This window comes from Citrobacter sp. Cb080 (genome assembly GCF_030334745.1).
GTDB lineage: Bacteria > Pseudomonadota > Gammaproteobacteria > Enterobacterales > Enterobacteriaceae > Citrobacter > Citrobacter braakii.
In genome coordinates, this window is record NZ_JAOWDG010000080.1 from 223,857 (window position 1) to 248,589 (window position 24,733).

The following is a 24,733-nucleotide window of genomic DNA, read 5'->3' on the forward strand; positions in this document are numbered from 1 at the left end:
ACGGGGCGGCGTCCTCGCAGATTCTCGCTATTTATGAAAATTTTCAGGCATTTGCCGTTTCCGTTCTTCTTCTCGCTAATTCATTGTTTTAACTGTAAACACCCCCTGAAAAGAAAGGAAATGATAAGCCTTAAAAACGGCTAAATAGCCAGAGGGCGTTTCCTTTCTCTGTTTTTGTGTATGGAGTGAGCTATGGAGGTCAACAAAAAGCGTCTTTCTGAAATATTTGGGGTCAGCGTGCGAACCATTCAGAACTGGCAGGATCAGGGAATGCCTGTAGCACGTGGCGGTGGAAAAGGTAATGAGGTCCTCTATGAATCTTCCGCGGCTATCGAATGGTATTCCGCACGCGACGCGGCGATTGAGAATGAGAAATTACGGAAGGAGGTGGAAGACCTTCGTCTTGCATCGGAATCCGACCTTCAGCCTGGTACGATTGACTATGAGCGTCACCGCCTCACCCGAGCGCAGGCAGATGCCCAGGAACTAAAAAATGCAAAAGATTCCGCTGAGGTGGTGGAAACCGCATTCTGCACGTTCGTGCTGTCGCGGATGGCCGGAGAAGTAGCCAGCATTCTTGATGGAGTTCCTCTGTCGGTTCAGCGGCGCTTCCCGGAGCTGGAAAACCGACATATTGATTTCCTCAAGAAGGACATCATTAAAGCCATGAACAAAGCAGCTGCGCTGGATGAAATAATACCGGGGTTGCTGAGTGAATATATCGAACAGTCAGGTTAAGGGGCTGCAGCACTCTGCGCGCGCGGGTCTACTTTCGCTGTACCGACCTGAGCCGCAAACGGCGGTTGAATGGGCAGACGATAATTACTATCTCCCCAAAGAGTCGGCCTACCAGGAAGGGCGCTGGGAAACGTTGCCGTTTCAACGCGCGATCATGAATGCGATGGGTAACGATTACATACGTGAGGTCAACGTTGTTAAGTCTGCCCGTGTTGGCTATTCAAAAATGTTGCTGGGTGTTTATGCGTATTTTATTCAGCACAAGCAGCGAAATTCCCTTATCTGGCTGCCTACTGATGGTGACGCCGAAAACTTTATGAAGTCGCATGTTGAGCCGACGATTCGCGATATTCCGTCACTTCTGGCGCTGGCCCCCTGGTATGGAAAAAAGCACCGGGACAATACGCTCAGTATGAAACGCTTCTCCAACGGTCGCGGGTTCTGGTGTCTGGGTGGTAAAGCGGCGAAAAACTATCGTGAGAAATCGGTCGATGTTGCCGGTTACGATGAACTGGCGGCATTCGATGAAGATATTGAGAAAGAGGGATCCCCGACGTTCCTGGGTGATAAACGTATTGAGGGGTCTGTCTGGCCCAAATCTATTCGCGGATCAACGCCAAAAACAAAGGGGACCTGCCAGATTGAGCGTGCTGCCAGCGAGTCCGGGCATTTCATGCGTTTTCATGTTGCCTGTCCGCACTGTGGTGAAGAGCAGTACCTTAAATTCGGCGACAAAGAGACCCCGTTCGGGCTGAAATGGACACCGGGCGAACCCTCCAGCGTCTTTTACCTGTGTGAACATAATGCCTGCGTCATTAAGCAGCAGGAGCTGGATTTCACTGAAGCTCGTTACATCTGCGACACCACCGGGATCTGGACGCGCGACGGTTTATCCTGGTTTTCATCAACAGGCACCGAAATCGACCCGCCAGACAGCGTGACGTTTCACATCTGGACGGCATACAGCCCGTTTACCACCTGGGTTCAGATCGTTAAAGACTGGCTAAAAACGAAAGGGGATACAGGAAAGCGTAAAACCTTCGTGAACACCACTCTGGGCGAAACATGGGAGCCTAAAATTGGTGAACGGCCTGACGCGGAGCTCATGGCCGAACGCAAAGAGTTCTTCGGGGCATCCGTACCGGAGCGTGTTGCTTATCTGACAGCCGGGATCGACTCCCAACTGGATCGATATGAAATGCGCGTCTGGGGATGGGGGCCCGGTGAGGAAAGCTGGCTGATTGACCGGCAGATCATTATGGGCCGTCATGATGATGAAGCGACCCTCGTCAGGGTGGACGAGGCGATTAACAAAACCTATCTCCGAAAGAATGGCGTGGAAATGTCGGTATCCCGTATCTGCTGGGATATCGGCGGTATTGACCCCACCATTGTCTACAATCGCTCAAAAAAACATGGTCTGTTTCGCGTGATCCCAATTAAAGGGGCTTCCGTTTACGGCAAGCCTGTGGCGAATATGCCGCGCAAACGCAACAAGAACGGCGTTTATCTGACGGAAGTGGGGACTGATACCGCAAAGGAGCAGATTTATAACCGCTTCACACTTCAGCCGGAAGGGAGTGATCCTCTTGCCGGTGCCGTGCATTTCCCCAATAACCCCGAAATTTACGATCTGGCTGAGGCACAGCAGCTTACTGCTGAGGAGCAGGTTGAAAAATGGGTGGACGGGCGTAAGAAAATCGTCTGGGACAGCAAAAAGCGACGAAATGAGGCGCTGGACTGCTTCGTGTACGCGCTGGCGGCCCTGCGGATCAGTATTTCGCGATGGCAACTGAATCTTGATTCACTGCTCGCGAGCCTGCTGGAGGAAGAGGGGAACCGGACCAATAACAAAACCCTGGCTGATTATGCCAGGGCATTATCTGGAGATGAATAATGGCGACACAGACTGATCTGGATGCCGCCCGCGCTGCGTTGCACGATCTCATGATGGGAAAGCGGGTGGCAACGGTGCAAAAAGACGGCCGGCGGGTTGAGTTCACCGCGACCTCCGTCAGTGACCTGAAAAAATACATTGCCGAACTTGAGTCACAGGTTGGCACCACTCCACGACGCCGGGGACCGGCAGGATTTTACGCATGAAAACACCTGCTTTGTTAGGACCGGACGGTAAAACCGCTCTGCGGGATTATGCCGGATATCATGGCGGTGCTGGTGGCTTTGGCGGTCAGCTCCGCGCCTGGAACCCACCGAGTGAAAGCGCAGATGCTGCGTTATTGCCTAATTTTTCCCGTGGTAACGCGCGCGCTGACGACCTGGTCCGCAATAACGGCTATGCGGCAAACGCGGTACAGCTCCATCAGGATCACATTGTCGGGTCATTTTTCCGGCTCAGTTATCGCCCCAGCTGGCGTTTTCTGGGCATTGGAGAGGAAGATGCCCGGGCGTTCTCCCGTGAAGTTGAGGCGGCCTGGAAAGAATTTGCGGAGGACGATTGCTGCTGCATTGATGCGGAACGTAAGCGTACATTCACCATGATGATCCGCGAGGGTGTTTCCATGCATGCGTTTAACGGTGAGTTATGTGCACAGGCCACCTGGGACAGTGATTCCACGCGTCTTTTCCGCACACAGTTCAAGATGGTGAGCCCAAAACGCATCAGCAACCCCAATAATGCCGGAGACACGCGAAACTGTCGGGCAGGTGTCAGAACAAATGACAGTGGCGCCGCGCTGGGATATTACGTCAGCGAGGATGGCTATCCAGGGTGGATGGCGCAGAAGTGGACCTACATCCCGCGTGAACTGCCCGGCGGCCGGCCTTCCTTTATCCACGTATTTGAACCCCTGGAAGATGGGCAGACACGCGGTGCTAACGTGTTTTACAGCGTCATGGAGCAAATGAAAATGCTCGATACACTGCAGAATACGCAGCTCCAGAGTGCGATTGTCAAGGCGATGTATGCCGCTACGATTGAAAGTGAGCTGGATACGCAAACTGCGATGGACTTTATTCTCGGCTCAGACAGTAAAGAGCAGCAAAGCAAGATGACTGGCTGGCTGGGGGAGATGGCCTCGTACTATACCGCGGCGCCGGTTCGTCTCGGCGGCGCGAAGGTGCCGCATCTGATGCCGGGCGACTCCCTGAATCTTCAGTCAGCGCAGGATACTGATAACGGCTATTCGACGTTTGAACAATCTCTGCTGCGCTACATTGCTGCAGGGCTGGGTGTGTCGTATGAGCAACTCTCTCGCAACTATTCGCAGATGAGTTATTCCACCGCCCGCGCCAGTGCTAACGAGTCCTGGGCGTACTTTATGGGGCGTCGCAAATTTGTTGCCTCCCGCCAGGCCTGTCAGATGTTTTTATGCTGGCTGGAAGAGGCCATTGTTCGCCGGGTGGTGACATTACCGTCTAAAGCCCGGTTCAGCTTTCAGGAGGCGAGAAGCGCCTGGGGAAATGCTGACTGGATCGGCTCCGGGCGAATGGCCATTGACGGACTGAAGGAGGTGCAGGAGGCCGTCATGCTCATTGAGGCGGGGCTGAGCACCTATGAGAAGGAATGCGCCAAACGTGGGGAAGACTATCAGGAAATCTTTGCCCAGCAGGTTCGCGAAACGATGGAGCGCCGCGCAGCGGGACTTAAACCGCCAGCGTGGGCGGCTTCGGCCTTTGAGTCTGGACTGAAAAAATCGAATGAGGAGGGGACCGATGACGCCAGAGCTGCGTAATCTCCCGCACATTGCCAGTATGGCCTTCAATGAGCCGCTTTTACTTGAACCCGCCTATGCGCGGGTTTTCTTTTGCGCGCTCGCTGGTCAGTTAGGTATCACCCGTCTGACCGACACCGTGTCGGGCGTTACGCTTGGCGCAGAGCAGATGGCTGAACCGCTGGCACTCTTTGGTGATGATGAGGAAATGGGGCCAAAGCCGGCGCGAAGCTACCAGGTCACTGATGGTATCGCGGTGCTGCCTGTTTCCGGGACGCTGGTCAGTAAAACCCGCTCACTCCAGCCGTATTCGGGGATGACGGGGTACAACGGCATCATCGCCCGCCTCCAGCAGGCCATCAGCGATCCGGGTGTAGACGGCATTCTTCTGGATATGGATACGCCAGGTGGAATGGTGGCGGGTGCCTTTGACTGTGCGGACATCATCGCCCGCATGCGGGATATCAAACCCATCTGGGCGTTAGCCAACGATATGAACTGCAGCGCTGGCCAGCTGATTGCCAGTGCGGCATCACGTCGGCTTGTGACCCAGACGGCCAGAACGGGATCCATCGGGGTCATGATGGCCCACAGCAATTACGGCGCCGCCCTTAAAACCAGCGGTGTTGAGGTCACGTTGATTTACAGCGGCGATCACAAGGTGGACGGGAACCCCTACGAGAAATTACCCAAAGAGGTACGTGCAGATTTTCAGGCGCGTATTGACGCTACCCGGCAGATGTTCGCTGAAAAGGTGGCGGGTTATACCGGCATGTCGGTTCAGGCCGTTCTTGATACTGAAGCGGCTGTGTTTTCAGGCCAGGAATCAGTAGACAACGGCCTGGCGGAGCAACTGGTCAACAACATGGATGCGCTGAACGTTATGCGCGATGCAATTAATAAACGAACGATGATTTCCCGAGGAGGAAGCATGAAAGGTACTACTGCATCAGCAGATACCACTCAACCAGCAGCATCTGCTGACCAGACCGTGACCACCGTTGACGCGCCTGCTGTGGTCGTTACTGACCCTGCCGCGGGCGCAACTGTTGATATCAGCAGCCAGGTGGCAGCGGCGGTCGCAGCCGAAAACGGTCGCATTATGGGGATCCTGAACTGTGAAGAAGCGAAAGGGCGTGAATCACAGGCGCGTGCGCTGGCAGAAACGCCGGGAATGACCGTGGAAAGTGCCCAGCGCATTCTTGCTGCAGCACCTCAGAGTGCTCTGGCGCGCACGGATACCGCGCTGGATCGTCTGATGAAAACCGCACCCGGCACCGTAACGGCAGGTAGCGCTTCTGCCGAAGCGGGTGACGATTTGTTAAATACGCCTGTTTAAGAGGTCAACATGTCTAACACTGAACAATTTACGCACAATCAGCCCCTCGGGAACAGTGATCCGGCGCATACCGGTTATGCACCCGGTGAACTGACGAAAGCAGTACCGGCGATGACGCCTCTGATGCTGGATGCCACTTCCGGCAAGCTGACCGTCTGGGATGGCCAGCATGCTGGGGCTGCCTGTGGCATTCTGGCTGTTTCCGCGGACCAGAGCAACACAGAGCTGGCATTCTATAAGTCCGGCTCTTTCCGTATTGAAAATGTGCTCTGGCCGGATGCGGTGACGGATGAACACATCAAGCGCAACGCGTTCACGGGTACAGCTATCAGCATCGTCTGACACCCGACTTAACAGTAACCATCATCCACAGAAGCCGCCATCGCGGCTTTTTTTACGGGAAAAATCTATGTCAATTTACACAACTGCCCAACTGCTGGCGGTCAATGAGAAGAAATTCAAGTTCGATCCGCTTTTCCTGCGTATCTTCTTCCGTGAAAGCTATCCCTTCAGCACCGAGAAGGTGTATCTGTCGCAAATCCCGGGCATGGTCAACATGGCGCTGTATGTCTCGCCTGTTATTTCCGGCAAGGTTATCCGCTCCCGCGGCGGCGCAACGTCAGAGTTTACGCCGGGATACGTCAAACCCAAGCACGAGGTAAACCCGCAGATGACGCTGCGTCGCCTGCCGGATGAAGATCCGCAAAATCTGGCTGACCCGGCCTACCGCCGCCGTCGTATTATCCTGCAGAACATGAAGGATGAGGAGCTGGCGATTGCCCAGGTGGAAGAGAAACAGGCGGTGGCTGCTGTCCTCAACGGTAAATGCACCATGACCGGCGAAGCGTTTGAACCGGTTGAGGTGGATATGGGACGCAGTGCCGGAAACAACATCATCCAGGCAGGTGCTGCGGCCTGGAGCACCCGCGACAAAGAAACTTATGACCCTACTGACGATATTGAAACCTATGCGCTGAACGCCAGCGGTGTGGTCAATATTATCGTCTTTGATCCTAAGGGCTGGGCGTTGTTCCGTTCATTCAAAGCGGTAAAAGAGAAGCTCGACACCCGTCGGGGTTCTAACTCTGAACTGGAAACGGCGCTGAAGGATCTGGGTGAAGCGGTCTCCTATAAGGGAATGTATGGTGATGTGGCCATTGTCGTCTATTCCGGGCAATACATTGAAGACGACACCAAAAAGAACTACCTGCCGGATTTGAGCATGGTGCTGGGTAATACCCAGGCCCGCGGCTTGCGCACCTACGGCTGCATTCAGGATGTGGATGCCCAGCGTGAAGGCATTAACGCTTCCACGCGTTATCCGAAAAACTGGGTACAGACTGGCGATTCGGCGCGTGAGTTCACCATGATCCAGTCTGCACCGCTGATGCTGCTGGCTGACCCGGATGCGTTTGTGTCAGTCAAACTCGCCTGATGTCTATTCTGTGGCCCTGCGGGGCCCTGTTCCGGAGTTGTTCTTATGACTGAAAAAGAAAAGTTGATTGCGCGACTTAATGAGCTTGGCGCGCAGCTTGGTCGGGAAGTGAATACCAGTGGCACTATTCAGGAGCTTTCTATGCGCATTCCAGAGCTGGAGGAAGAACTGAATGACGGCACTGATACCGATAGTGTTGAAAATGGTGGCGTGAGTGATGGTAGCGCGTCCATCGGCGCCGCAGAACCCGTGCCGCCAGTGGATACTGTATTAAGCGGTAGAACAGATGACGCGCTGATGGCAGTCGAAACGCTGGCCACGCTGCACATTGAGGCGCTGCAAGCGACCCGTGAGGAACGGGTATCTATTGTGGAGGCGGGGACCGTGATCCGCGTGACAGAAGCGGATGCGGACAGCCTGGTTTCACTTGGACTGGTCCGCGAGCACTAGCAGGGGGCTGTGTGGCTGATTTCGATAACCTTTTTGATGCTGCAATAACACAGGCCGATGACACTATTCGGCAGGTTATGGGGACTTCTGCAAGGGTAACGTCCGGCGCGATTTCTGGCGTCACGTTGAGTGGTGTTTTCGATGATCCGGAAAATATCGGTTACGCCACACCCGGCATCCGTGTCGAGGGGACCAGCCCATCGTTGTTTGTGAAATCAGCAACGATTGTGCAGCTGGCGCGGCTGGATACGCTGGATATTAACGGAAAACCTTTCTGGGTTGATCGTATTGGCCCTGATGACTGCGGATCCTGCCATGTCTGGCTCGGTACGGGTTCTCCTCCCGCAGCAACCCGACGCCGTTAAGGGGAAACTATGTCTTTAAAAGGGCTTGAACAGGCCATAGCAAACCTGAACAGCATCAGCAATTCGGCGGTTCCGCGTGCCTCAGCGCAGGCTGTTAACCGTGTCGCCACCCGGGCAGTCAGTAGAAGCGTTGCCGTTGTCTCGAAAGATACGCGGGTGCCACGCAAGCTGGTAAAACAACGCGCGAGGATAAAACGCGCCACGGCGAAAAAGCCGATGGCAATGATTCGCGTGAACCGGGGCAACCTGCCCGCGATAAAGCTCGGTACCCCCAGCGTACGGTTATCCCGCAGAAAACGGGACAAAAAAGGGGCCAATAGCGTGTTGCGAATTGGCCCTTTTCGTTTCCCTGGTGGTTTTATTCAGCAACTGAAGAATGGCCGATGGCATGTGATGCGACGGACATCCAGACCCCGCTACCCGATTGAAGTGGTCAGCATTCCACTGGCAGCGCCACTGACGACCGCATTTAAAGATGAGCTGCCGAAGCTCATGGAATCGGATATGCCCAAAGAACTTCGGGCATCCCTTAAAAACCAACTCAGGCTGATTCTGAAACGATGAAACACACTGATATTAGAAAGGCCATTATTGATGCGCTGGAGAGCCATATTGGTAAAGACGCGCTCTATTTTGACGGGCGTCCAGCGGTACTGGAGGAGGGGGATTTCCCGGCGGTCGCTGTCTTCCTGACGGATGCCGGGTATACCGGCGAAGAACTGGATGCTGATATCTGGCAGGCCACGCTGCATATCGAAATCTTTTTACCTGCGCAGGTACCCGATTCCGAACTCGATGACTGGATGGAGTCACGTATTTATCCGGTGCTTGGCAATGTGTCAGGACTTTCCACGTTGATCACTAACATGGTGCAACAGGGGTATGACTACCAGCGCGATGATGATCTTGGGCTGTGGAGTTCGGCTGATCTGAAATATTCCATTACTTACGAAATGTGAGGACGTAATGACAACACCAAACCCACTGGCGCCGGTAAAGGGTGCCACCACCACGCTCTGGATTTATTCCGGATCGGGCAACCCATTTGCCAACCCATTATCGGATGTTGACTGGACGCGCCTGGCGAAGATTAAAGACCTGCAGCCCGGCGAACTGACTGCCGAATCAAACGATGATACTTACCTGGATGACGAAGACGCCGACTGGACTGCTACCGCACAGGGGCAGAAATCGGCGGGGGAGGCCAGTTTTACGCTGGCCTGGAAACCTGCCGAGAGCGGGCAGCAGGATCTGGTTCGCTGGTTTGATGACGGTACCGTGCTGGCGTACAAAATCAAATACCCGAATGGCGCCATCGATGTGTTCCGTGGCTGGGTAAGCAGCCTGGGTAAAACGGTGACGGCAAAAGACACCATTACCCGTTCTGTCAAAATCAGCAACAACGGCAAACCAGGTCTTGCTGAAGACAGCGCTGCTGCAGTGATTGACGTAACCGGCGTCAGCCTGGATAAATCGACCACCACCGTTGCGGTTGCTGCCACCACCACGCTGAATGTCACCGTGGCGCCAGCCAGCGCAAGCGATCCATCTTTCCGGGCCACCACCACGGATGCAGGTAAAGCCACGGTGACTGTCGCTGGTACAGTGCTGACGGTAACCGGCATTGCCGCCGGAACCGCCGACATTATCGTGATGACCAACGACGGGCTTTTTGTCGCGACCTGTAAAGTCACCGTTTCCTGACTTCCGGGGCTGTGGCCCCGCTTTCTGGAGTAATGCATGTTTTTAAAAAGTGAACCGTTCGAACGTAACGGTAATACAGTCACGCTCTACGAACTGTCGGCGCTACAGCGTATTGAGCATCTTGAACACCTGAAGTCGCTGGAAAGTATCTCTGATGCCGACATGCAGACGGCGATGGATATGACGATTAAATCCGGCGCACTGCTGGTGGCTATGTCTTTATGGCATGGACACGCTCTGAAAGGGACGCACAAAACGCCGAAAGAAGACGTTGAGCAGATCCAGAATGAAGTGCTGATGACCTGGCCGCTGGAGATTGTTTCCGCTGCAGAGTACAGCGTGAAGCTGCTGTCTGGCATGGTGCCGCTGCAGGAAGCGAATGATCCAGAGGATGTTGCTGTAACTGAGCCGGTCAGTCTGGAAAAGTCCTCGCCAGTGAGCTGACCTTCGTCCTGAAACTGGCGCGTGAATTTCGCCGCCCGGACTGGCGCGCCATGCTTGCTGGTATGTCGTCAACGGAATATGCCGACTGGCGAACGTTCTACCAGGACAATTTTTTTAATGATGTGCAACTGGATGCACATTTTTCCTCGCTGATGCATATCGTCATTACCGCGCTTGACCCCAAAACCACATCAACCCCTGCCAGCTTCAGCCTTCTTTCACCTTCTGCGGAGGATATTGCCGACGATGAACCCGGTGACGCTGTGCTGATGGCAAAGGCCGAGGGCATTTCAGGAGGTGTTCGCTATGGCCCAGACGGCAGTGGGTGACCTGGTCGTTAACCTTGACGTTAATTCGTCAAAGTTCAACGAGCAGATGGAGTACGTAAAAAGGCAGTTTAAGCAGACGGGGGACGCAGCGAATGACTCTGCGCTGAAGGTGCAGCAGTCATTTACCCGCCAGGAGAGCGCCGCGAAGAAGGCCGGTATTTCTGTAGGTCAGTACAACGCCGCGATGCGTATGCTGCCTGCACAGTTTACGGATATCGCCACCCAGCTGGCCGGTGGGCAGAGTCCATGGCTCATCCTGCTGCAGCAGGGCGGTCAGGTGAAAGACTCCTTCGGCGGTATTATTCCGACCTTCCGGGCGTTGCTGGGCACCATATCGCCGGTGATGGTAGGTGTTGGCGCGCTGGCTGCCGCCACTGGCGCGGTGGTTTACGCCTGGTATCAGGGCTCGTCCACGCTGTCTGATTTCAACAAAACGCTGGTCCTGTCCGGTAACACTGCCGGGCTGACCTCAAACCGCATGCTGGTGCTGGCGAAATCCGGCGAGCAGGCGGGACTCACGTTTAACCAGACCAGCAGCGCGCTGACGGAGCTGGTCAACGCCGGAGTGCGTGCCGGTGCCCGGTTCGATGAGATGAGTCAGGCGGTAGCGAAGTTCACCGATGCGTCGGGCGTGCCGGTCGACAAGGTGGCAGCGGCATTTGGCAAACTGACGAATGATCCGACTTCAGGCCTTATTGCTATGGCGCAACAGTTCCACAACGTTACCGCGGAACAGATTGCTTATGTGGCGCAGTTGCAGCGTGCCGGGGATGAAGCCGGGGCGCTGCAGGCAGCCAATGATGCGGCGACGAACGGTTTTCGCGAGCAGACAAAGAGCCTGCGCGACAATATGGGGTCGATTGAGACTGCTGCCGACAGCCTGAAGCGTGCCTTTAAATCGATGTGGGATGCGGCGCTCGATATTGGGCGGCCTGACACCACGCAGGAGATGGTTGCCAAAGCGGAAGCGGCCTTTAAGCGGGCGGATGAAATCTGGAATCTGCGTAAAGGTGATGGTTATGTCAATGATGATGCGCGCGCCAGCTACTGGAACGATCGGGAGTCTGCCCGCCTTGCACTGGAAATGGCTCAGCAGCAGGCCAGTGTGGCAAAGGCAACTGAGGATAACGCCGCCCGCGAGGCAGTGATTGAATCTGACCGCCAGAAGTATGCCGCGCAGGCGCAGGCTGCATATTCAAAGACCGAATCAGCTTTGGATAAATTTACGGCAAAACAGAAAGAATATAATCAGGCCATCAAAGACGGACGTATCCTCCAGGCTGATTACAACATTCTGATGGCAGCCGCTAAGAAGGAATACGACGACTCGCTGAAGAAGCCTAAAAAACCGTCAGCAGTGAAAACGCCAGCAGGCGTGAAAAGTGTCGATACTGCCAGCGCGCAGACGCTGGAGCTGGAGGCGCAGTTACGCACTCTGCAGGAGCATAAGAGCATCACTGATACCATCAGCCAGCAGCGGCAGGAATTGTGGAAACAACAATCCCGCTTTTCGGTGCTGGAAGAGGCCGCCAAAAAGCGCGCGCTGACCGCCGATGAAAAATCGGTGCTGGCGAACAAAGACGAGGTACTGGCGCGGGCCGAAGTGAATGCCCGGCTGGGCGATCAGATTGTTGCCCAGGAACGGTTAAACCGCCTGCAGGACAGCTCGCAGAAGTACGTTACCCAGATTGGGGAGAAGACCCGGGCGCTGGTGGCCGGTGGCAGCATGAGTAGCCGCGGCGCGCAGCGGCAAAACGAAGAGGCACAGCTGCGGCAGGGCTGGATGAATGCCGGTGGTAAGGACACCGATCAGGGTTATCAGAACGAACTGGATGCACTGAAGAAATATTATGCCGCACAGGACGAGCTCCGCGGCAACTGGCAGGCTGGGGCGAAATCAGCGTGGGCTGACTATGCCGATTCAGCAGCTGATGCCTATGGTTCGATGAAGTCCGCTGCTTCAGCCACATTCGATGGTATCAGCCAGAATATGGCCGATATGCTGACGACAGGGAAAGCAAACTGGGCTGATTTCACCCGTTCCACGTTGTCGATGCTGACGCAGATCCTGATGAAGCAGGCCATGGCTGGCCTGGTCAGTTCTGCCACGTCAGCGCTGGGTTTTGCTGGCGGTGGTTATACCGGATCCGGCGGCAAGTATGAGCCAGCAGGTGTGGTGCACCGTGGCGAGTTTGTCTTTACGCAGGAGGCCACCAACCGAATAGGTGTCGGCAACCTTTATCGCATGATGCGCGGTTATGCGACTGGTGGTCTGGTCGGGGGGAGTGTCGGTGGCGTTGCTTCTCCTTTTGGTGTCAGCGTGTATGCGCCGGTTTCGGTTACAACAGGCCAGGGGGATTCCGGTCAACAGAAAGGAAGCGGCGATGCGCTGGGGAAAGCCTATCAGCAGGTGATCAACAGCTCCATCAGGGAAGGTATCACCAGAGAAGTCCGGCCAGGTGGCATCATCTGGAATGCAACAAAACAGAGGTAAGCAATGGCGATCGAGCATTTTGCATGGCGGATTAAAGCATCCAGCCAGCCGACCCTGAAAAGTAAGGATACCGTCCGCACGGCACAGTTTGGTGATGGCTATAAGCAAGTGTCAGGTGCCGGGCTGAATGATGAAACGCTCAGCTATGAGTTTTCATTTACCGGCGAACCGGGAACCGTCAAGGATATCTATGTTTTCCTGCGGCGCCATAAGACGAAATCATTTTCGTTTACCCCGCCAGGCGGTGATCTTGCGCTGTGGCGTGTTGAGGCAGACAGCCTGCAGCGCGTCACCAAAAGTAAAACGGTGGAAACCGTATCAGCCACCTTTGAACAGGCGTTTGCACCATGAGCTTAAACAGTGATTATCAGAAACTTGAGCCGGGCAATGTTGTCCGGCTTTTTGATGTCGATGGCACCGCATTTGGTGTTTCCGACGTTCTCCGCTTCCACGCCTACAACATTGCCCACACTCCCGATGAAATTGCCGCTGCTGGTGGAGATGACAATAAGCTACCGGCGAAATCGATCTGGTGGCAGGGGCAGGAATATAAAGCCTGGCCCTGCCAGATCGAGGGTATTGAGACGGCGACCGACGGGACCAGCGCGCAGCCGACGCTGTCGGTCGCTAACCTGGACAGTTCCATTACGGCGCTGTGTCTTGCTTATGATGACCTGCTGCAGGCAAAGGTCACGATTCATGACACGCTGGCGCAGTATCTGGATGCGAAAAACTATCCGGAGGGCAACCCGTCTGCGGATCCGCAGCAGGAAAAGCTGAAGGTGTTTTACATTGACGCCAAGAGCACTGAAACCAACGAGGTGGTGGCGTTTACGTTGTCCAGTCCAATGGACCTGCAGGGGCTGATGATCCCGACGCGCCAGCTACATTCGCTTTGTACCTGGTGTATCCGGAACAAATACCGCTCAGGTGATGGATGTGACTACGCCGGAACCCGTTATTTCGACAAGTACAACAACCCGGTTAACGATCCGTCACTCGATGAATGTCCCGGTACGCTCACTGCGTGCAAGTTGAGGCATGGCGAGGGGAACGAGTTGCCGTTCGGTGGTTTCCCAGGCACATCCCTGCTCAGGAGCTGATATGCGTCAGAAAATTATCGACGCCATTATGGCGCATGCTGCTGCTGAATATCCGCGCGAATGCTGCGGCGTAGTGGTGCAAAAAAGCAGGGTGCAGCGGTACATTCCCTGCCGTAATCTGGCAACCGATCCGACAGAGCATTTCCACCTGTCGCCGGAAGATTATGCCGCTGCCGAAGACTGGGGAACAGTGATTGCCATTGTCCACAGCCACCCGGATGCCACGACTCAGCCAAGTGAGCTGGATAAGGCTCAGTGCGACGCTACACTGCTTCCGTGGCATATCGTCAGTTGGCCAGAAGGGGATTTACGCACCATTCAGCCGCGGGGCGAGCTGCCGCTGCTGGAGCGCCCGTTTGTTCTTGGTCATTTTGACTGCTGGGGACTGGTAATGAGTTACTTCCGGCAAACGCATGGTATTGAACTGAAGGACTACCGCGTCGATTACCCCTGGTGGGAAGACAGTTACCCCGAAAACTTCTACCACGATTGCTGGTATGAATGCGGATTCCGTGAATTCAGCGGTGTGCCTCAGCCAGGTGACATGGTCATCATGCAGGTCCAGGCTAATAAGTGGAATCACGCGGGAATTCTACTGGAAGGTAACATGCTGTTGCATCACCTGTATGGGCACCTCAGCCAACGTGTGCCATACGGCGGCTACTGGCAAGAAAGAACAATGAAGGTACTTCGCTATAAGACTCTAGCTTAAGCCCATTTAGGTGGATTGTTCCCCTGGAATTTCCACCCCAAAACCATCCGCATCCCAAGTCTTTTCCCAAACTTCGTAACCTAACTCTTTTAGGCGACTAAAAGTTTTTTTGAAAACAGTGTTGAAATCATCGTCACTAAGTCCGTCCAACTCAAGATCGCTGAGATGAATATGGAATGTGGAATGACCAATCCGTACCTTTTTGTTGATCTCTGAAAAAGTCCTTTTGAATATTATTTCAGAGAGTTCATCCCTCGCTTTTTCAACAAGTTGAATTGCATCTTGAGCAGAAATTACTTCATCTTCACGTAATTCGCTAAGGAAGCTGTTGTCGAGACGTTGAACTATTTCAGCATTCATAGAGCGGTTATTGGATTTTGCTGCATCTTCAATTTTTTCTTTTAATTCAATTGGTAATCTTATTCTTAGTTGAGGATCTTCTCTGCTCATTTGGTTGCCTCACTCAAAAAGTTCACATTATGTAAATTATGCCCCACGGTGGGGTTGACATCAATGACGCACGGTGTGACACTTTAAGTGTCCCACCGTGGGGCATAATTGGAGGGGTTATGGAAAAAGCTAAAGATATGTACCAGCGAAAGGTTCGATTTCCTGAAGATGTCCGGTTGGCGATAGAGAGAAATGGGGAAGATGAGTGCCGTCAGTTCAATACTGAGCTCATCTATCAGTTGAGGAAAGCGTACGGATTAGAAGGGGGGAAGAGTGAACAAGCATAAAAACAGTGAAACCCAGGAGTGCGCGAACACCCTGGGCTTCTTATCGAAGAAATCCTTGGCAGGAAATATCGACATGAACAGTGTAACGAAAGAAGAGCTGAACTTCCATGGCATTTCTCTGCAGCCAGCTCCTGATATCGATGGCATCTGGCTGACCGCTAATCAGATTGGTTACGCGCTTCAATATGCAGACGATAAAGCTGTTCAGCGAATTTTTGCTCGTCATATTGATGAGTTTACAGAAAAAATGACAAGGGTGGTCAACTTGACCACCCCTGGTGGGCATCAGGAAACTAGGGTTTTTTCTCTACGTGGCGCACACATGGTCGCTATGTTTGCCAGAACTCCGGTTGCTAAAGAATTCCGACGCTGGGTGTTAGATATTCTGGATCGTGAGGTGTCTATAAACATTCCAGCATCGAAGATGCTCAGCGATCGAGAAATACACGCCCACAATGCAAACGCAATGTTCGATTATTTCGAGATTATGTGTGAAGCATGGTTTAACCAGATAGAACCAGCGCTGAGGGCGATTGAGTCTCCGCTCGCAGGCCGTCTTCACGATCGTTTCAATGATGGGGCCGCGTTTATGTACATGATTAAGACCCATGCTGAACTACAGCTTCAGGAAGGAGAAAGGCCAAGAATATACTGAATTTGCAATGCTGCAAATAGAAAAGCCGATAGTTAGAGCTATCGGCTATCCATAAATCTGTCATAAGGGTCCAACCAATGACTTCATTAAATTTAGCAGTAAATAGCGCTAATGTCACCGAGAAAACCATTGATAGCCAGTACTTGCTGGAGATGGTGAATGCTGCGCGAAAGCAATGTGGTGAGCCGGCTGTCCGAAATAACAAGTTCATTGAGAAGGTTGTGGATGAGCTTGAAGGGGAGACCTACACAAAAAGTGTAGGTCGTAAAAATGGTCAAGACATTGAAGTAATTACAATGTCTATCAAGCAAGCCCTCCGAGTAGCCGCTCGTGAATCGAAAGCTGTTCGACGTTCTCTGGTTGATAAGCTGGAAGATATGCAGGTATTACCAGCGATGCCAAAAAGCAACACAGGTATCACTGAGTACCGATTGGCTAAGGCAGAACAGTTGAAAGCCCAGGCATTGGAGAAGAATATCGCGAGCGCGCGGGAAATCATTACTCTGCTTCCTAGATTGGATCCGATGGCACATCAGGTGCTCACGGCATCGTTGATTAATCCGCTTATTGGTTATGACGCCATCCCTTTGCCTGTTATCGAGGAGCATTACCACACTGCGAGTGAGGTGGGGGAGATGCTGGGGGTTTCTGCTCAGAAAATTGGACGCGTTGCTAACACACACAAGCTGAAGACAGAAGCGCATGGCAAGTTCTTTCTGGACAAGTCGGCCTACTCAAGTAAACAGGTTGAAGCGTTCCGGTACAACACTAACGGAATTGATGCGTTGCGCCATCTGATTCATGGTGCTGATGTGGCATAAATTTCAAAGCAGTTAAAATGTTTTTGCTATCCCAACCCGCTTAACTGCGGGTTTTGTCGTTACCGGATCCCTGCTACTCTTTTGGCAAATTGATCAAAGGTGATAGGGATATGAAAAAGACTTTGCTGCTTCTAATTGCGCTTAGCGTTGCTGGGTGTTCAACCACGGCGGTGAATTCTACCGTTGCAAAACAAGTACCATCTGAACGTGTATTGCTGAAGGGGGCTGGTGACTCGGTGATAACAATTACACGAGATCAAGGATGGTTTGCTGGAGGTGGATGCTTTGTAGAAGTAACTATTGATGGAAAATCCTATGCAAGAATTGATACGGGAGAAACGATCGATATCAATGTTACATCCGGCCGACATATTCTAGGAATATCTGGCGATTCAAAAGGTAAAGGATTATGTGGAATGCAGGTCGGACAACCACTCAAAGAGACTGCCACGCAGATCAATGCTCGTGAACATCAAAAATTCCGCATCACCGGAGATACTAATTCCGGACTTGATATCAGAGCATCAACCATATAGTTCGAGTCATTTTATAAATGGCCACCTCCGGGTGGCTTTTTTATTGGAGAATAGTATGCAGCAAGAAGTTATGACCCAAATTGAACTGAGCGGGATTCTTGGCAAAACCTTTGGTAAGACGCATCATCGTTTAATTAGCTCAACCCGAGAAGCTTGTCGAGCCCTAGCTGCAACAGTGAAAGGGTTTGAGGTCTTCATGAATTCAAGTAAACAGCGCGGTCTGACATATGCAGTTTTTCGAGGAAAGAAAAATATTGGGGAAGATGATTTAGGCTTTCCGGCGACAGGTGAAGTGATCCGGATCGTGCCAGTAGTTATTGGTAGTAAAAAAGCTGGCCTGTTACAAACCATATTAGGTGCCGTCCTTGTTGTAGCTGGCTACGCTTTGTCAGGTTTTACTGGCGGTGCAAGTATGGCATTGGTCGCACCCGGTGTTGCATTAATGGCTGGAGGCGTAATCCAAATGCTTTCGCCACAGCCAGCAGGGCTTGCCAGCAAACAGGATGCCGAAAATCGGGCATCGTATGCATTCGGTGGTGTAACTAACACTGCTGCTCAGGGTAATCCAGTTCCACTTCTATACGGGTGCAGGCGTATTGGTGGGGCGATCATCTCTGCTGGTATATACGTCGAAGACCAGCAATAACAAAATAATCTTCCTTTCAGGCTACCTTATGGTGGCTTTTTTTATGGGCGCAATATGGCTACAGCAACCCCGATAAAAGGCCGCAAGGGCGGCAGTTCCAGTTCACGAACCCCTACCGAACAGCCTGATGATCTGCAATCTGTAGCGAAGGCCAAAATCCTCGTTGCGCTTGGGGAAGGGGAATTTGCAGGGCAATTAACCGGAAAAAATATCTACCTGGACGGTACGGCGCTGGAAAACTCTGATGGCTCCCAAAACTTTAGCGGCGTGTCGTGGGAGTTTCGCGCGGGAGCTCAGGCACAAAATTATATTCAGGGCATTCCGGGTACCGAAAACGAAATCAACGTTGGAACAGAAGTATCAAGCGCAACAGCCTGGACGCGTACCTTCACCAACACCCAACTATCAGCCGTTCGCCTGCGACTGAAATGGCCTTCTCTGTTTAAGCAAGAGGACAACGGCGATCTGGTAGGGTATTCCATCAATTATGCAATAGACCTGCAAACTGATGGTGGGACCTGGCAAACCGTGCATAATACCAGCGCAACCGGCAAAACGACGTCTGGTTATGAGCGCAGCCACCGTATTGATTTACCGCAGGCTGGCAGCACCTGGACAATCCGACTGCGTAAGATTACCGCTGACGCAAACAGCGCCAAGATCGGCGACACGATGACGCTGCAAAGCTTCACGGAAGTGATTGATGCCAAGCTGCGCTATCCGAACACCGCGCTGCTGTACATCGAGTTCGACTCGAGTCAGTTTAACGGTTCAATTCCACAGATATCCTGTGAACCACGTGGCCGGGTGATCCGCGTGCCTGATAACTATGACCCCGATACGCGGAGTTATAGTGGCACGTGGCAGGGCGCGTTCAAGTGGGCCTGGACCGATAACCCGGCGTGGATATTTTACGATCTGGTTATTACCGATCGCTTTGGTCTGGGTAATCGCCTGAGTGCAGCCAACATCGATAAATGGACGTTGTACCAGGTATCGCAGTATTGCGATCAGCCGGTACCGGATGGAAAGGGTGGAAGCGGGACAGAGCCACGCTATACCTGTAACGTCTATGTTCAGGAGAGGAATGACGCTTACACTGTGCTGCGTGACTTTGCGGCTATATTCCGGGGTATGACGTACTGGGGCGGTGATCAGATTGTTGCGCTTGCGGATATGCCGAGAGATGTGGATTACGCTTACACCCGCGCTAACGTTATCGACGGACGCTTTACCTATTCCAGCAGTACAACAAAAACGCGGTATACCACGGCGCTGGTATCCTGGTCTGATCCGGGTAACGCCTATGCGGATGCGATGGAGCCGGTATTTGAGCAGCCTCTGGTGGCCCGGTACGGATTTAATCAGCTGGAAATGACAGCCATCGGCTGCACCCGGCAGTCAGAAGCGAACCGAAAGGGGCGCTGGGGTATTCTCACCAACAATAAGGATCGCGTTGTTTCGTTTGATGTTGGCCTGGACGGAAACATTCCGCAGCCGGGATACATCATCGCCGTGTCAGACGAGCTTCTGTCCGGCAAAGTTATGGGCGGCCGTATCAGTGCTGTTAACGGTCGCGTGATTAAACTTGACCGCGTAGCTGATGCAGCAGCAGGCGATCGCCTAATTCTCAATCTTCCCTCCGGTGCGTCACAGAGCAGGACTATTCAGGCGGTTAACGGGGAATCAGTCACAGTCACCACGGCATACAGTGAGACACCACAGGCCGAAGCTGTATGGGTGGTTGAGTCAGATGAACTCTACGCCCAGCAGTATCGTGTTGTCAGTGTCTCCGATAACAATGATGGTACCTTCTCGATTACCGGCGCATGGCACGACCCGGATAAATATGCCCGTATCGATACCGGAGCCATCATTGACCAGCGGCCGGTGAGTGTGATCCCGCCGGGTAACCAGTCGCCGCCGGCTAACATTGTGATCAGCTCGTTTTCAGTGGTTCAGCAGAATATCAGCGTTGAGACCATGCGGGTGAGCTGGGACCAGGCGCAGAACGCCATCGCCTACGAGGCACAGTGGCGCCGCAATGATGGTAACTGGGTAAACGTGCCGCGCAGCTCCACCAACTCATTTGATGTATCGGGTATTTATGCAGGGCGCTACCTCGTGCGTGTGCGTGCCATTAATGCCGCTGAAATTTCCTCTGGCTGGGGCTATTCCGAAGAAAAAACGCTGACGGGTAAGGTGGGAAATCCGCCAAAACCTGTCGGCTTTGCGACAACGCCGATCAACTGGGGGATTCGCCTGAACTGGGGATTCCCGGCTAATACCGGGGACACGCTGAAAACGGAAATTCAGTACACCGCGAACAGTGATTTCTCAAATCCTCTTTTACTGTCGGATGTGCCTTATCCGTCTGCCGAATACACCCAACTAGGGTTGAAGGCGGGGCAGGAATTCTGGTACCGCGCGCAGCTGGTAGACCGAACGGGTAATGAATCAGGCTGGACCGACTGGGTTCGTGGCGAATCTAATGCGAATGCTGACGACTACCTGGGAGATATTGCTGGTGACTTCCTGACGTCTGCCGACGGTGACCGCCTGACAAGCGATATTGATACCAACCTCGAAGCCGCATTACAGAACGCGCTGGCCAACCACGCAACGGCTGAACATCAGTGGGCGCAGTATGGTGAAGTCCGCGCGGATATTCTGGTAATTAAAACGACGGTTGCCAGTGTGGATAAGGCGATGGCTGAGCTGTCTACGCAGGTACAGGCGCAGTTCAATGACGTGACTGCTGCACTGGAAGATAAGCTCACCGCCGTGGTTGATGCTACCGGTGCATCTGCAATTTACACCCTTAAAACCGGGGTTCGAATAAACGGTGTGATGTATAACGCCGGGATGTCGATCGCGGTGCTGGCGGAGGCGGGTAAGCCGGTAGTCACTCGCGTCGGGTTTAACGCCAACCAGTTTGTCCTGATGAGTGGCAGTGGTGATACGCAGTATTCTCCGTTTGCTGTTGTTAATGGTCAGGTATTTATTAGCGATGCGTTTATTCAGAACGCCAGTATCACCAGTGCGAAAATTGCGGATGCTGCGATTACTAACGGCAAAATCTCAGGCGCATTCTGGTCTACGGGCTATAAAATTGCAAATCAGGGCGGTTGGTGTCTGTCTAAGGCTGATAACAACCTGTCATTTACTGGGCCCAGCGGGCGACTGCTGGTACAGCTGGGGCATATTACCGGAGTAGCGCCTAATGTCTGATTTTGGTTTTGATTGCTGGCATGAGGACGGATCATCAGCAAACTTTGGTATTAAACCAATATCAATCATTGGAACGATAAAGCTGAGTGCCGGCCAGACGTCAGGTGCATATTCGTTCAACGTGCCGGCAGGGAAGAGGCTCGGATATATGCTGGGTCTGGCAAAAACTATAGCGTATGTAGAGGGGCGCCGAACAATAGCCGTTTCAGGCAATAGTATTGTAATTGGCGCAGGCACTGATAACTCTCTGAACCAGCCTCAGGCAAATGAGAGCTATGTTTTTGTTTTTCTGGAAAATGCATAATGGCTAACAGATATGGTGCGTTATTATCGTTGAAAAGCGGCGAAACATTTATCACCCCCCAGTCAGTACCTGTTTGTCTGTATTCAAAGCAGACGTTTTCGTCAGTATCGAATGGTGCTCTACATTATATTGAGCAACTGGTTAATATACCTGATGCAACACAACCTGTTATCCCGTTTGTTCTGACATCCCGTCAGGCCGCGTGTGCTGTCTGGATTGAATCAAACGGACAACTGGCTGTACGGGCCTATGAGATACTAAATACCGCATTTACCCTGACAGTCTATTTATTCACTATATTCCCTCAGCCCATGCCAAATCCTCCGTATGGGCTGGCTGTCTGGGACGACCAGACGGGGAATCTGGTTATTACTCATGAATCGAAAATCCTGACGGACGTGGTAACTGTCGGAACAATCGGGGCAAATGGAGGCATTTATATTGACGAGAGCAGAGCGGGTAAATGGGCAATTATCCCGGATGTTGCAGGTCAGCAGGTATGGCGAATATCTGGCGGTGGACCGGGCGGTCAGCTCTGGCCTGTTCCGGTTACTTTTACAGCTGTATATAACGGGGCCAGCACCCGAATTTATACCGCTGCCACTCAGGCAATTCCATCTGGTAGCGCGCAGCCAATGGCCCCTGTAAATGCAGGTAATACAGTTATTGCAGTTGAAGTGTCAAAATATTGAATGCCTGTACGATCGTTTTAAACGATCAATGTATTTTAAATGATCTGTTAAATCTATTATCTATTGTTGTCCGCTATTGATATTTTGAATATGAATAACTACAGCGAGTAACAATATGAAAATTATATTAATCGTTCTTGCATTTTTATCATTAACTGCATGTTCCGGCACTCTCGAAAAGAAATTACCCTTATGTACAGCAACGGCGATGATCGGCAATCAGGAAACAGACGTGCTCATTTACGGGATACGTAAAATTGTAAACCAGACACAATATCAGGCCGGTTATCCATTTAACTGGCGATGGGTGAATAAGAATAATTTCACCAGTTCGAACTGTTCGAATTAAACCTACAAAAAATAACCCGCTCCGGTGGGTTTTTTATTATCTGAATTCAGGAGATATCCATGTCAGCAGGAACGTTAACCCTTAACAATAACTCAGCCTCGGTTGCCGGAACTAACACCACTTTCACCACTGAGTTAGCTGCAGGTGATTTTATTGTGGTTGTCGTGGGTGGTGTGCCTTTCACACTTCCCGTACTGGAAGTTAACAGCAATACACGGCTGACGCTGGTCAGTAATTACACCGGGCCGCGAGCGACAGGAGCCGCCTGGTCTGCCGTTCCCCGCGTGGCGCTGAATATGGTCACTGCCGCAATGGTCGTTCAGAATACCCAGGCGCTTCTCGGCCTGAACTACGACAAGCAGAACTGGCAGCAGTTTTTTACAGCCGAAGGTGATGTAACTATTAAATTACCGGATACCAGTCAGACCACAGGACCGTCAGCAAAGAAACTCATCAATAGCGTTGACGGTAAGGCAGATAAGACAGCGCTTGACGGTAAGGCAGATAAGACAGCGCTTGACGGTAAGGCAGACCTGGTCAGCGGCGTGGTGTCAAAAGCGCAGGGCGGGACAGGGTTATCCAGTCCCTTCGGTACAGGGGCAGGTTCATTCTGTGAGGGGAATGATAACCGCCTTAACACTATCGGCGGCAAATCCGGAGGCCAGATAACCAGCCCGTTTGGCAAGGTCAACGCATTGCCGGGGAACTTTGACTCCCTCTATGCCGGAAACCGCAACTACGGTCTCTACCAGGAGCAGATGAATGTTCTCGGTGCAGGCTATCTGTATCCGCACATGAGTTTCAAGATGTTCTGGCCTGGCAAATATGCTGGGGTGTTTACGTGGTCTGCATGGGCAAACGACATGAACCCCGAGTATGCCCTCTCCTGGACAACGGAGGCGGGAACCACGCCGCACATGTGGCGGTTTAATGCCAGCAACGGAAACGCCACCGCTACCGGAAACTGGGTTAACGGCGGCTCGACCGTCAAAATTAAGGAGAAAGTCGAGGACATCCAGAATCCACGCGAAACGATGCGGATAATCCGCGCATGTACCTGGCGACTGAAAACAAAAAATGCTGACGGACGTTTTGGCATCGGTGTTCTGGCTGAAGGACTGTATGAGGCATACCCGGAGGCGAAAGTCACTGCCGGTGATATCGAACTGCGGGACGGAACTGTTGTTAAGGATGCCTTATCTGTACAGGCTGGCGATTCCGGCGTACTGGCCGCTGTTCACCACGCAACCATTATTTCTCTGATGGATGAAAACGAAGCGCAGCAGAAAGAAATCAATCAACTGAAAGCAGACGTGGAGGCGCTGAAGAAAATTGTTGAATAGCTCACCGCCAGATAATTCTGCTCTGGACCATCAACGTGCAATGTCATAAAGCGAAATAACAGTGCCGCAACCATACCATGTGCATGAGCATGGCTGCGGCCAACTGGCGAACGTCCGATAGTGCGAGTATTGAATGATTGCCAGTCACGGTGGATTGTACTTCAGCAATATGACGGTTCAAGGCGTTTAATCTGAAACCAGCCACATATCAGCCTCTTCAAACATTTCCTGAACAGTACGGCTTATCTGTTCCTTCTCATGCTTGCTGGCGTCAGTGTTGATCGCCGGCAGTGTCATCATCGGTTTAACCCGAACATCAGCATCCGGGAAAATCCGGTGCACTCTCTTGGTCAATTCGCCCAGAATGATATCTTTTGCACCAGGCAGCCCATCAAAATTCCTTTTGTCATAAACGAGTTCCACGAACATTGCTCATTTCCTCTTTACTGGATGTATATACAGTATTTATACTGTGTTTTTATCCGGTATTCAAGAGAGGGCGTAAACATGGGCTTTCCTTCACCTGCGGCAGATTATGTTGAAACACGAATCTCCCTCGATCAGCAGCTAATCAGCCAACCCGCAGCGACTTATTTCATGCGGGCATCGCGTTCACATTTCAGGGAAGGGATAAT

Annotated in this window: 30 protein-coding genes and 1 pseudogene; 29 read left to right on the forward strand and 2 right to left on the reverse strand. The window is 52.5% G+C overall.

Annotation, left to right across the window (positions count from 1 at the left end):
* Positions 1-192 precede the first annotated feature (192 nt).
* The 18 genes from OGV38_RS20025 (at position 193) to OGV38_RS20110 (ending at position 14,784) form a co-directional block, all read left to right on the forward strand.
* Positions 193-738 carry a terminase small subunit gene (locus OGV38_RS20025; RefSeq protein WP_000453624.1) on the forward strand — a complete coding sequence of 182 codons (546 nt, stop codon included), beginning with the start codon at positions 193-195 and terminating at the stop codon, positions 736-738.
* Positions 713-2,635, forward strand: coding sequence for a phage terminase large subunit family protein (locus OGV38_RS20030; RefSeq protein WP_048220759.1), 1,923 nt, complete (start codon positions 713-715; stop codon positions 2,633-2,635). Before OGV38_RS20025 ends, OGV38_RS20030 begins: the two co-directional genes overlap by 26 nt.
* Complete coding sequence (locus OGV38_RS20035; protein ID WP_003034782.1) at positions 2,635-2,841, forward strand: phage head-tail joining protein; 207 nt, start codon at positions 2,635-2,637, stop codon at positions 2,839-2,841. Before OGV38_RS20030 ends, OGV38_RS20035 begins: the two co-directional genes overlap by 1 nt.
* Entirely contained in the window at positions 2,838-4,430 is a 1,593-nt protein-coding gene (locus OGV38_RS20040) for a phage portal protein (RefSeq protein WP_285935679.1), read from the forward strand. Before OGV38_RS20035 ends, OGV38_RS20040 begins: the two co-directional genes overlap by 4 nt.
* On the forward strand, positions 4,411-5,748 hold the full coding sequence (locus OGV38_RS20045; protein ID WP_286474604.1) for a S49 family peptidase: 1,338 nt from the start codon (positions 4,411-4,413) through the stop codon (positions 5,746-5,748). The genes OGV38_RS20040 and OGV38_RS20045 overlap by 20 nt, the downstream gene beginning before the upstream one ends.
* A 9-nt stretch (positions 5,749-5,757) precedes the next feature.
* Positions 5,758-6,090, forward strand: a complete 333-nt coding sequence (locus OGV38_RS20050; protein ID WP_032938635.1) for a head decoration protein — start codon at positions 5,758-5,760, stop codon at positions 6,088-6,090.
* A 67-nt stretch (positions 6,091-6,157) separates the two neighbouring features.
* Entirely contained in the window at positions 6,158-7,183 is a 1,026-nt protein-coding gene (locus OGV38_RS20055) for a major capsid protein (RefSeq protein WP_286474609.1), read from the forward strand.
* A gap of 45 nt (positions 7,184-7,228) precedes the next feature.
* Positions 7,229-7,633, forward strand: a complete 405-nt coding sequence (gene gpFI / locus OGV38_RS20060; protein WP_286474612.1) for a DNA-packaging protein FI — start codon at positions 7,229-7,231, stop codon at positions 7,631-7,633.
* Between the two features lie 11 nt (positions 7,634-7,644).
* Positions 7,645-7,998 (forward strand): head-tail joining protein, encoded by a 354-nt coding sequence (locus OGV38_RS20065; RefSeq protein ID WP_128295767.1) that lies wholly within the window; start codon positions 7,645-7,647, stop codon positions 7,996-7,998.
* 9 nt (positions 7,999-8,007) lie between these two features.
* Positions 8,008-8,562 (forward strand): phage tail protein, encoded by a 555-nt coding sequence (locus tag OGV38_RS20070; RefSeq protein ID WP_286474617.1) that lies wholly within the window; start codon positions 8,008-8,010, stop codon positions 8,560-8,562.
* Positions 8,559-8,957, forward strand: a complete 399-nt coding sequence (locus OGV38_RS20075) for a phage minor tail U family protein (RefSeq protein WP_003034811.1) — start codon at positions 8,559-8,561, stop codon at positions 8,955-8,957. Before OGV38_RS20070 ends, OGV38_RS20075 begins: the two co-directional genes overlap by 4 nt.
* Positions 8,958-8,964: 7 nt before the next feature.
* On the forward strand, positions 8,965-9,702 hold the full coding sequence (locus OGV38_RS20080; protein WP_275379916.1) for a phage tail tube protein: 738 nt from the start codon (positions 8,965-8,967) through the stop codon (positions 9,700-9,702).
* A gap of 36 nt (positions 9,703-9,738) precedes the next feature.
* Positions 9,739-10,146 carry a phage tail assembly chaperone G gene (gpG, locus tag OGV38_RS20085; RefSeq protein WP_286474623.1) on the forward strand — a complete coding sequence of 136 codons (408 nt, stop codon included), beginning with the start codon at positions 9,739-9,741 and terminating at the stop codon, positions 10,144-10,146.
* Between the two features lie 50 nt (positions 10,147-10,196).
* Complete coding sequence (locus OGV38_RS20090; RefSeq protein WP_008322441.1) at positions 10,197-10,475, forward strand: phage tail assembly protein T; 279 nt, start codon at positions 10,197-10,199, stop codon at positions 10,473-10,475.
* Positions 10,453-12,969, forward strand: a complete 2,517-nt coding sequence (locus OGV38_RS20095; protein WP_286474628.1) for a phage tail tape measure protein — start codon at positions 10,453-10,455, stop codon at positions 12,967-12,969. The genes OGV38_RS20090 and OGV38_RS20095 overlap by 23 nt, the downstream gene beginning before the upstream one ends.
* Before the next feature lie 3 nt (positions 12,970-12,972).
* Positions 12,973-13,320 carry a phage tail protein gene (locus OGV38_RS20100; protein WP_125363803.1) on the forward strand — a complete coding sequence of 116 codons (348 nt, stop codon included), beginning with the start codon at positions 12,973-12,975 and terminating at the stop codon, positions 13,318-13,320.
* Positions 13,317-14,072, forward strand: a complete 756-nt coding sequence (locus OGV38_RS20105; RefSeq protein WP_286474637.1) for a phage minor tail protein L — start codon at positions 13,317-13,319, stop codon at positions 14,070-14,072. The genes OGV38_RS20100 and OGV38_RS20105 overlap by 4 nt, the downstream gene beginning before the upstream one ends.
* A gap of 1 nt (position 14,073) precedes the next feature.
* Entirely contained in the window at positions 14,074-14,784 is a 711-nt protein-coding gene (locus OGV38_RS20110) for a C40 family peptidase (RefSeq protein WP_104651400.1), read from the forward strand.
* A 6-nt stretch (positions 14,785-14,790) separates the two neighbouring features.
* On the opposite strand, the gene OGV38_RS20115 is transcribed toward OGV38_RS20110, so the two are convergent.
* The gene (locus OGV38_RS20115; protein ID WP_104651399.1) at positions 14,791-15,234 is read right to left on the reverse strand and encodes an Arc family DNA-binding protein; all 444 of its coding nucleotides are present in this window, start codon (positions 15,232-15,234) and stop codon (positions 14,791-14,793) included.
* A gap of 119 nt (positions 15,235-15,353) precedes the next feature.
* Between OGV38_RS20115 and OGV38_RS20120 the strand changes: the two genes are divergently transcribed.
* From OGV38_RS20120 to OGV38_RS20165, 10 genes are all read left to right on the forward strand, one after another.
* The gene (locus OGV38_RS20120; protein ID WP_071698655.1) at positions 15,354-15,521 is read left to right on the forward strand and encodes an Arc family DNA binding domain-containing protein; all 168 of its coding nucleotides are present in this window, start codon (positions 15,354-15,356) and stop codon (positions 15,519-15,521) included.
* Positions 15,508-16,176, forward strand: coding sequence for a BRO-N domain-containing protein (locus tag OGV38_RS20125; protein WP_242444889.1), 669 nt, complete (start codon positions 15,508-15,510; stop codon positions 16,174-16,176). The genes OGV38_RS20120 and OGV38_RS20125 overlap by 14 nt, the downstream gene beginning before the upstream one ends.
* Positions 16,177-16,253: 77 nt before the next feature.
* Positions 16,254-16,997 carry a hypothetical protein gene (locus OGV38_RS20130; RefSeq protein WP_047715739.1) on the forward strand — a complete coding sequence of 248 codons (744 nt, stop codon included), beginning with the start codon at positions 16,254-16,256 and terminating at the stop codon, positions 16,995-16,997.
* A 110-nt stretch (positions 16,998-17,107) separates the two neighbouring features.
* Complete coding sequence (locus OGV38_RS20135) at positions 17,108-17,533, forward strand: hypothetical protein (RefSeq protein ID WP_008322436.1); 426 nt, start codon at positions 17,108-17,110, stop codon at positions 17,531-17,533.
* A 55-nt stretch (positions 17,534-17,588) separates the two neighbouring features.
* Positions 17,589-18,179 carry a tail assembly protein gene (locus OGV38_RS20140; RefSeq protein ID WP_104651398.1) on the forward strand — a complete coding sequence of 197 codons (591 nt, stop codon included), beginning with the start codon at positions 17,589-17,591 and terminating at the stop codon, positions 18,177-18,179.
* Between the two features lie 54 nt (positions 18,180-18,233).
* Positions 18,234-21,410, forward strand: a complete 3,177-nt coding sequence (locus OGV38_RS20145) for a TipJ family phage tail tip protein (RefSeq protein ID WP_286474648.1) — start codon at positions 18,234-18,236, stop codon at positions 21,408-21,410.
* Positions 21,403-21,714 (forward strand): hypothetical protein, encoded by a 312-nt coding sequence (locus OGV38_RS20150; RefSeq protein ID WP_104651396.1) that lies wholly within the window; start codon positions 21,403-21,405, stop codon positions 21,712-21,714. The genes OGV38_RS20145 and OGV38_RS20150 overlap by 8 nt, the downstream gene beginning before the upstream one ends.
* Complete coding sequence (locus OGV38_RS20155) at positions 21,714-22,406, forward strand: hypothetical protein (RefSeq protein WP_104651395.1); 693 nt, start codon at positions 21,714-21,716, stop codon at positions 22,404-22,406. Before OGV38_RS20150 ends, OGV38_RS20155 begins: the two co-directional genes overlap by 1 nt.
* Before the next feature lie 115 nt (positions 22,407-22,521).
* Complete coding sequence (cor, locus tag OGV38_RS20160) at positions 22,522-22,755, forward strand: phage exclusion lipoprotein Cor (RefSeq protein WP_104651394.1); 234 nt, start codon at positions 22,522-22,524, stop codon at positions 22,753-22,755.
* Positions 22,756-22,814: 59 nt separating this feature from the next.
* Entirely contained in the window at positions 22,815-24,098 is a 1,284-nt protein-coding gene (locus OGV38_RS20165) for a tail fiber domain-containing protein (protein ID WP_286474652.1), read from the forward strand.
* Between the two features lie 186 nt (positions 24,099-24,284).
* Here OGV38_RS20165 and OGV38_RS20170 read toward each other — a convergent pair whose 3' ends face one another.
* Positions 24,285-24,527, reverse strand: coding sequence for a DinI family protein (locus tag OGV38_RS20170; protein ID WP_003840850.1), 243 nt, complete (start codon positions 24,525-24,527; stop codon positions 24,285-24,287).
* A 78-nt stretch (positions 24,528-24,605) separates the two neighbouring features.
* Between OGV38_RS20170 and OGV38_RS20175 the strand changes: the two are divergent.
* Positions 24,606-24,733: pseudogene (locus OGV38_RS20175) on the forward strand (HumD family translesion DNA polymerase); the annotation flags it as partial.